This is a genomic window from Frankia canadensis (assembly GCF_900197875.1).
GTDB lineage: Bacteria > Actinomycetota > Actinomycetes > Frankiales > Frankiaceae > Frankia > Frankia canadensis.
Genome location: NZ_FZMO01000035.1, coordinates 55,318 through 62,892 on the forward strand (window position 1 = coordinate 55,318; position 7,575 = coordinate 62,892).

Genomic DNA, 7,575 nt, shown 5'->3' on the forward strand with positions numbered 1-7,575 from the left:
TGTGCCGGATCACCGCCTCCTCCACCGCCGGCAGGGTTCCCGCCGCCTCGACCGCCGTGTTGTCGCTCCGCGGTGTTGTCCCTCCGCGGTGCGCAGGATGCGCTCGCGTGCCCCCGCCCGCCGCGCCGGGGCTTGTCCCCACCCCACGTCGTGACGAGGTCGCATCCGGGAACCGCCGCGCTCGCGTCGGTGACGTTGAGCGACCTGTCACAATTCGGATGATGAGTATCGGGGGGTGGAATCAGCCGTCTGGCGAGGGCCGATGGGACTTCTTCGTGTCCTACACGGCCCGAGATCGTTCCTGGGCGGAATGGATCGCGTGGCAGCTCGAGTCGGCGGATTTCCGGGTGCTCGTGCAGGCCTGGGACATGGTCGCTGGTTCGAACTGGACGGCGACAATGCAGGACGGCATCCGCTACAGCACCCGTACGCTCGCCGTCTGCTCGAACGCCTATCTGGAGTCGGTCTTCGGTGAGCAGGAATGGCAGGCTGCCTTCGCCGCCGATCCCACCGGTGCCGATCGCCGGCTGTTGCCGGTGCGGATCGAAGCCTGCCCGCGTCCCGGCGTCCTCAACCAGCGGGTATCGGTCGATCTGTTCTCGCTGTCGCCGCAGGACGCGCGGGACGCCCTTCTCCAGGCTGTCCGCGAGGCCATCGCCGGGCGAGCGAAGCCACCGGCCGAGCCGCGCTTTCCCGGCGGCGGCCCGATGCCGCCGAGAGCACCTGCCACCAGCGCGGCACCGACCTTCCCCGGCCACTCCGACAGCGTGGCGGCGGGCCCGACGATCACGGCGCCGTCCGGCCGGGCCGCTCCCGGCGCCGAAGTGGGGGAGTGCCGCGCGCTGCTGATCGGCGTCGCCGGCTATGAGGACGACGCCCTGCCCGCGCGGCCCGAGCTCACGCCGCAGCTGGACGCGGTCGCGGAGGCGCTGGAGGGGGTCGGCTACCGGGCTGAGGTCCACGACCGGTCGCGCCTCGGCGGCAGCGCCGTCAAGACGGCGATTCACTCCTTCCTGCGCGACGCCGGCCCGGCCGACACCCTGTTGCTGCTCCTCGCCGGTCACGGTGTCCACCACGACGGCCGAGACTTCCTCGTCCCGGCCGACGCCGACACCGGCTACCAGCCGTTCTGGGATGTCTGCGTGCGCCTCGACTGGTCGGAGACGATCTCCCGCAGCCCCGCGCGGCGCGTCCTCGTGCTCGTCGACGCCGCGGACGACCTCGACGAGGCGCTACGGGTGACACTCACCGAGGACGGCTGGTCCGAGGGCCGCCTGTCCCCGGGGGACGGCACCGACCATGCCTACCTCGTCCGGCGTACCCGGTATCCGCACGCCGCGTCCCCGCTGCTGCGGGTGTTGACCGAGGTCCTCGGTGAACGCCCGGCACCCGCCGACCTGCCCGCGCTGCGAGCGGCGCTGCGGCGGCACCTGACCGCGATGGCGCCCACCAGCCTCGGCGGTCCGGGTGGGCGCGACGGCTCGGGCTGGCCCGGCGACGCGGGGGATCAGGCTGGCCCGTCCTGCGGCACACCGGCAGTCGCGGGCCGGGGCGAGCCGTGCGAGCTGCGTGTCGTCGAGCACTGCGATCCGGCCCGCTTCCGGCCGTTCCCGGCCGCGCCGGTCGCCGGCGCGTCCGCCGTGGCGGACCATCCCTGGCGCCGGGCGGCCGAGCGGCACGCCGCCTGGACGCTCATGACGGACACACCCGGCGCCGAGGAGCTGCGTACCGCGACGATCGAGCTGGCCGGCGTCCTCGGTGGGGCGCGGGATCGGGCGGCCGCCCGCCTGCCCGCCGACCCCTGGCTCGACCAGCAGCTCGCGCTGCGGCTGGTGAAGCGGGTCGAGTTCCTCGCCCGCCTGCTTGGCACCGAGCCGCCGCCGCTCAGCCCCGCCGAGGCCGCGCTGCTGGTCGCCATGCCGTTCCTGGGCGAGGCGGTCGGCGCGATCCTCGTCGCCGACGCCACCGTCGCGCATCCCGGCGCCGGCGCGACGGCGGACCTGAGAAGTGGTGCGGCGGCGGCCCTGACCGCGGACTTCGCGTCCTTCTCCGGTCGCCATCCCCGGCTGCTGCGCCGGATCGACCGGGCGAGGCGCACCGCAGACGCGGCGGCCGCCGAGGCGATCGGCTGGTGGCTCGCGCACCGCTGGTCCGTCTGGCGCTCCGGCTCCCAGCTCGGCCCGGTCCTCGGCGAGCTGCTCGGCGGCCTCGACCCGGACCTGCCCATCGGGGAGGTCCTCACCGGCCCGCGGATCATCGCGCTGCTCACCGCCCTGCGCGCGGAACCGGCCTACCTGAACCGCCCCGGCCGCGCCGCCACGCTGCGCGACCAGGTGACGGTGGCGGCGGCGACCGCCGACGAGATGACCCTGCGGGAGCGTTTCGTCGGCTACCTGCTCGCCGTCGCCCACCGGATGGCGCTCGAACCGGCCGCGCTGCCCGTGGTCGTCGTCGAGCATCTCGGTGTCGCCGACGCCGTCGACCTCGCCGCGCTGGCCGAGACCATCCGCGGCGCCCAGTGGCAGAAGCGAGGCCGGTCCGGGCGGGCCCTGTCCGCCCGCTGCCAGCACCAGGCGGCGGCTGCTGGCTGCGGCCCGGCTCGCCGGGCGCAGTCCCGCGGCCCTGGCGCACTGGCTGCGTGAGCTGGGCGTCGGCGCGGCCCGGCGGGCGGGTTCGGCCGACGCCCCGGGCGGCACCCCGGCGGACTGGGAGCGAGACCTCGACGTCGAGATCACCGCCGACGACCTGGATCTGCTGTCGTCGAGGATCGACGGGGAGGCGCCGTGGCTGCCGGGCGGTCCGGTGCCCTTCGGTCACGTCCTCGCCGCCGCGGCTGTCACCGGGCGATCTCCCGCAGCCGTGGCCGACCGACTGCGGCGGCTCGGCTTCGACGTGCGCGCGACGGGTGCGGACGGGGAGGAGGCGGCCTGCCCGCCCTCCGTCGAGCGGGTCGACCTTGTCGATCTCGTGCTGCTGGGCCGGCACATCGACGGGCGACCGCCGTGGCTCGGCGGTGGCGGGCGTCTGCCGGCGGCCCACCTGCGGCATGCCGCCTGTGTACTCGGATGCGACGTCAACGAGGTGCGTGACCGCTACGCGCGGCTCGGATTCGTGGTGCCGGCGCATCTGCGGGAGATGAGCCCGGACGAGCGGGCGGTCGTGACCGTCGCCTTCTACCGGACGGACACCACCGGGTTGGGCGACGCGCCGATCTCGGTGGCGACGGTCCTCGGGGTCGCCGAGTTCGGCAACCGGCGACCCGACGAGGTCGCGGACGTCTTCGCCGAGTTGGATCTGCCGGTCGACGGTGACCTCCTCGACCAGGTGCAGCGCCGGCTCGATTCCCCGTCGTCAGGCCCGAGCACTGCGTCGGGCCTCAACGCGCGGGATGCGCTGCTGCTCAGTGCCTGGCTCGACGGCTGCGGGCCGTGGCTTGGCAATGGGCCTGTCGGACTCGCGCACGTCATCGGGGCCGCCGGATATCTGCGGTGGAGTCCGGGGCGGGTCGTCGAGCGGCTGGCCATGCTCGGGTGTGAGGTGCCGGCGTTGACCGAGGCCGCCCGCACGGCCTTCATCGACGGGGTCGACTGCGCGATCGTCGACATCCTGCGGGACGGGCCGGACGGGCCGCTGGTCGACCGGCCGTTCTCCCGAGCGGAGATCCTCGTCGCGTCCTGGACCTACCGGTGGACGCCCCGGTGGATCGTCGACCGGCTCGCCGAGCTCGGGTTCGCCGTGCCCGACCGGGACACCTTCGACCGCTGATCCGGACCTGACGGGCCCGTCCCATCGTCCTCGGCACACCGCCTCCCCCGCGCGATCCGATCCGCCTGCGCGGTCCCGCCCTGCGCCGCCCTGTCGGACGGGCGACCCGGGTGTCGCGTAGAAGATTGGGCAAACGGGCTTGTATTGAAAACGCCTTCGTTCTAACTTCTGCGCATGCCCGACACCACATCCCCCTCCGCCGTGCGGCCCTACCGGTCGGCGCGGCGGGCGGAGCAGGCCCGCCAGACACGGACGGCCGTCGTGGCGGCGGCTCGGGAGGTCTTCGCCGAGCGTGGCTGGGCGGGCGCCGGCGTCCGGGACATCGCCGCGAGGGCGAGCGTCTCGGTCGAGACCGTCTACGCGGCGGTCGGGCGCAAGCCGGCGCTGTTCGCGGCGGCCTACGACGGTGCCCTCGTCGGCGACGACGAGCCGGTGGCGCTCGTCGAGCGACCGGAGTTCCGCGCCGTCGGCGAGGGCCGCACGCTCGCCGAACGCGCCGCCGCTGCGGCCGAGCTGATCGCGGCGATCAACGGGCGGACGGTGCGGCTGCTCCTCGCCCTGCGCGAAGGGGCCGCGAGCGAGCCGGAGCTGGCCGAGCGGCTGGTCTCCGACGACGCGAACCGGCGCCTCGACACCGGACGCGGCCTCGCGCTCGTGCTGGGCCGACCGCCCCGCCGCCAGCAGACCGACCTGCTGTGGGCGCTGGCCGGCGCGGAGGTCTACGACGCGCTGGTCAACCGGTCCGGCTGGACCGCCGCCGCCTATCGGGCGTGGCTCACAAAAACGATCATCGATCTGAACGATCAGGAGTGACGATGACAACCGCCATGGACGGCCCCGCGGACACAAGGATCATGGGCGTCGTCCACGACGCGCTGCGCCGGGATCTGCGCCGCGTCCGCGCCGCCCTGACCACCCACCCCTACCCGGACGGCCCCCGGCGTGCTGCGCTCGCCGCCCACGTCGACTGGATGATCGCGTTTCTCGAGCGCCACCACGGCGGCGAGGACGCCGGCCTCTACCCGCTCGTGCGCGCCACGGCCAGCCCCGACGCCGCCGAGCTGATCGACGCGATGGGCGCCGACCACGAGGCAATCCACCCCGCCATGAACGCCACCGCGCACGCGGCCCGCCGCTGGGCGCGGTCGGACGCCCTGGGATCGAGGGACGAGCTGTCGTCCGACGCGGCGCGACGGGGCCTGGTCGAGGCGCTCGACGAGCTGATCGCGGTGCTGTTCCCGCATCTCGACCGCGAGGAGGCCGAGGCGATGCCCCTCGTGGCGGCCACACTCACCCACCGTCAGTGGCACGAGTGGGACCAGACCTACAACATCAAGATCAAGTCGCTGCCGGAGCTGGCGGAGGAAGGGCACTGGCTGCTGGACGGCCTGGAGCCGGAGCGGCGCGAGATCGTGCTCGGTCAGGTGCCGCTGATTCCGCGACTGATCGTCCTGTATGGCTTCGGCGCCCGCTACCGCCGGCACGCCTCCGCCCGGTGGGGCAGCGCCGCCACCTCCGCCACCTCCGCCACCGAGGCTTCCGCCTCCGCCGAGTCCGCCGTGGCCACTTCGCGTGCCCCCGCCCCCCGGCCGGTGGACCGCGAGCAGCCCGGCGATGCGCGCGCCCGTGCGTCACGGTGAACCGCCTCCCGCGCCACTGCGAGGTCGAGGTCGACGTCGTCGCCTCGCCCTCGGCGGTCTGGGCGGTGCTCGCCGACGTCACACGGATCGGCGAGTGGAGTCACGAGTGCTATGGCGCACGGTGGCTGGACGGAGCCACGGCAGCGACACCCGGCGCGCGGTTCCGCGGGACCAACCGGGCGGGAGGCTCCCGCTGGGCTCGGGTGTGCGAGATCCTCGCCGTCGAGGATGCGCGTGAACTGCGGTGGCGCACGTTCGGCTCACCGGTCCTGCGCGACGGCACCGAGTGGTGGGTGCGTCTCACGGAGGTCGACGGCGGCACGCGAATCCGTCAGGGATACCGCGTCCTGACCCTGCCCGTCCTCGCGGACGTGCTGATCGCGGCGCTGCTGCCCGCCCATCGCGACCGCCGTGGCGCCCTCGCCGACGATCTGCGCCGCCTCGGCGACGTCGCCGCCCGCAATCCGGTACCAGCACGGGTCAACTGACCCCGGCGCGTCCCCGCGGGCCCGCCGTACACCGCCGTACCACCGAGAGGTCGGCCTGTCGGCCCAGCGGCCCGACGTCCCCCGCAGGAGGAGGGCCGTCAGGTAGGGGCGCCCGCCCACGGGTCGGAGCCGAACACCTCGTAACGAATCCGCGCCTCGGGCACACCGCGTCGCAGCAGGCCGGCCCGCACGTCCCGCATGAAGGGCGGCGGACCGCACAGGTAGACCCGGGCGCCGTCGGGCAGCGGCAGGGCGTCGACGTCGATGCGGCCCCGGTGCCGGATCTCGCACGCCACCGCCCGGCCGGGTGCCGGCCTGTCCGAGCCAGATCCGGAGGCCGCTGCCGGTCCCGCCGCTCGCGTCGCGCCCGCTCCCGGCCCTGGGTCGTCGGCGGGGGCGCCCTTGGCCGGCGGGGTGTCGGCCTCGTACCAGGTGTGCAGGCGGACGTCGCGCAGCAGCGCGGCGAGGTCGAGCATCTCGGTGCGCAGCGGGTGGTGGGCCGGGGAGCGGTCGGCATGCGCGACGACCACCGTCCGCCCCGGTCGCAGGCGCGCGGTGTGACCCAGCATCGCGATCATGGGTGCCGTCCCGATTCCCGCGCTGATCAGGACGAGCGGGTCCGCGCCCGGGGCCAGCGTGACGTGCCCGGTCGGCGCGCTGAGGTCGAGTAGATCGCCGACGGCGACCCGGTTGTGCAGATGGGAGGAGACGGCTCCGGCGGGGGCGTCACCCGTCGCGGGCACGCGGCGCACGGTGATCCGCAGGCTGCCCGCACCCGGCGCCCGGGACAGGCTGTACTGGCGGGCCTGGCGGCCGACGTCCGGCAGGTCCACCGCGACCGAGACGTACTGGCCGGGCAGGTAGTCCGGCAGGGGGTCGATGCCGGCTGGCACCAGGTCGAGCGAGAGCACCTCGGGCGTCGTGACGGTGCGGGCCGTGACCCGCCAGGACCGCCACGGGTTCGCCGGATTGGAGCCGCCCCGCTGGTAGATCCGCGCTTCCTCGGCGATCAGCGCCGTCGCGAACAACCAGAACATCTCATCCCAGGCGCGGTGCACCCGCGGTGTCACCGCCTCGCCGAGGACCTCGCCGATCGCGGCCAGCAGATGCTGTCCGACCACCGGATACTGGTCCGGCCGGACCCCGAGGGAGGCGTGCCGGTGGGCGATGCGGCGCAGCACCCCGTTGAACGCCTGCCCCGGCTGCCCCGGCTGCGCTGGCCCCGGCGTCCTCAGCAGGTGCCCGGCGAAGCCGACGACGGCGGCGGCGAGGGCCCGTGCCTGCTCGCCGGTGGCCTGGCTGCCCTGGTTGAACACCTGCCGCAACGGTGGATGGGCGGCGAGCAGGCGCCGGTAGAACGCTGCGGTGATCGCGTCGGCGTGTCCGCTGACCATCCCGACGGTCGTCCGCAGAACCTCGGCGGACTCCTCGGTCAGCACGATGTTGGCATCCTCCCCGGGCTGAAGCTGCCGGCCGGGGATTCCCGTGCCTCGCGATACGGGTTCCTGCTTCATCAACAGATGCCTCCCCGTTCTAGGAGCGGGGTGGTCTCACTCCGTCTCCACAGGCTGACACCGCGAGCCCCGCGGCCAGAATGTTCCGTGCGGCGTTGACGTCCCGGTCGTGGTGGGTGCCGCAGGAGCGGCAGGTCCACTGTCGGACGTCGAGCGGCAATGATGCGA

General features: G+C 74.4%; 7 protein-coding genes. 5 read left to right on the forward strand and 2 right to left on the reverse strand.

Translation table 11 applies throughout. The annotated features are described in order from the left end of the window. The first annotated feature begins 221 nt into the window (after positions 1 to 221). The 5 genes from C1A33_RS04685 to C1A33_RS04700 all read left to right on the forward strand — a co-directional run bounded on the left by C1A33_RS04685 (position 222) and on the right by C1A33_RS04700 (position 5,893). Positions 222 to 2,642 (forward strand): toll/interleukin-1 receptor domain-containing protein, encoded by a 2,421-nt coding sequence (locus tag C1A33_RS04685; RefSeq protein WP_243407190.1) that lies wholly within the window; start codon positions 222 to 224, stop codon positions 2,640 to 2,642. Between the two features lie 88 nt (positions 2,643 to 2,730). Next, entirely contained in the window at positions 2,731 to 3,765 is a 1,035-nt protein-coding gene (locus C1A33_RS37830; protein WP_423748035.1) for a wHTH domain-containing protein, read from the forward strand. A gap of 174 nt (positions 3,766 to 3,939) precedes the next feature. Beyond that, the gene (locus C1A33_RS04690) at positions 3,940 to 4,578 is read left to right on the forward strand and encodes a TetR/AcrR family transcriptional regulator (RefSeq protein WP_101830289.1); all 639 of its coding nucleotides are present in this window, start codon (positions 3,940 to 3,942) and stop codon (positions 4,576 to 4,578) included. Between the two features lie 2 nt (positions 4,579 to 4,580). Further along, the gene (locus C1A33_RS04695; protein WP_207770161.1) at positions 4,581 to 5,405 is read left to right on the forward strand and encodes a hemerythrin domain-containing protein; all 825 of its coding nucleotides are present in this window, start codon (positions 4,581 to 4,583) and stop codon (positions 5,403 to 5,405) included. Next, positions 5,402 to 5,893: an SRPBCC family protein gene (locus C1A33_RS04700; protein WP_101830290.1), complete on the forward strand. Its 492-nt coding sequence runs from the start codon at positions 5,402 to 5,404 to the stop codon at positions 5,891 to 5,893. The genes C1A33_RS04695 and C1A33_RS04700 overlap by 4 nt, the downstream gene beginning before the upstream one ends. 98 nt (positions 5,894 to 5,991) lie before the next feature. On the opposite strand, the gene C1A33_RS04705 is transcribed toward C1A33_RS04700, so the two are convergent. Both C1A33_RS04705 and C1A33_RS04710 read right to left on the reverse strand, forming a co-directional pair. After that, the gene (locus tag C1A33_RS04705; protein ID WP_207770162.1) at positions 5,992 to 7,332 is read right to left on the reverse strand and encodes a globin domain-containing protein; all 1,341 of its coding nucleotides are present in this window, start codon (positions 7,330 to 7,332) and stop codon (positions 5,992 to 5,994) included. Positions 7,333 to 7,426: 94 nt separating this feature from the next. Next, positions 7,427 to 7,575 (reverse strand): zinc ribbon domain-containing protein (locus C1A33_RS04710; RefSeq protein WP_165818231.1); only part of this gene is annotated, 149 nt, incomplete at its 5' end.

Bases quoted from the DNA above. Each gene is read 5' to 3' on its own strand.
- C1A33_RS04685 (WP_243407190.1), top strand. From the start codon at position 222: ATGAGTATCGGGGGGTGGAATCAGCCGTCTGGCGAGGGCCGATGGGAC.
- C1A33_RS04690 (WP_101830289.1), top strand. From the start codon at position 3,940: ATGCCCGACACCACATCCCCCTCCGCCGTGCGGCCCTACCGGTCGGCG.
- C1A33_RS04695 (WP_207770161.1), top strand. From the start codon at position 4,581: ATGACAACCGCCATGGACGGCCCCGCGGACACAAGGATCATGGGCGTC.